At 65.6% G+C, this 256-nt stretch carries 1 protein-coding gene; it reads right to left on the reverse strand.

All coding sequences use genetic code 11. The features are described from left to right. A partial coding sequence (locus tag AC0L2O_RS37075; protein ID WP_473373240.1) for an amidohydrolase family protein occupies positions 1-256 on the reverse strand: 256 nt, incomplete at both ends.

Consider the following 256-nt stretch of genomic DNA (forward strand, 5'->3'; position numbering starts at 1 on the left):
CCATCTCTTCAAGCGCGGCCGGCAAGGACGCGTTGCCCTTGCCCGACAGGCCGATGTTCATCGGGAAGGCGTCGAAGGACTGGATCATGCGCGCCAGATGCCACGGCCCCGGCGTGCAGGTCGTCGCCAGCGTGCCATGCGCCGGTCCGGTGCCGCCGCCGAGCATGGTGGTGATGCCTGACATCAGCGCTTCTTCGATCTGCTGCGGGCAGATGAAATGGATATGCGCGTCAAAGCCGCCGGCGGTGAGGATCTT

Source organism: Bradyrhizobium sp. Kon10 (assembly GCF_055807395.1).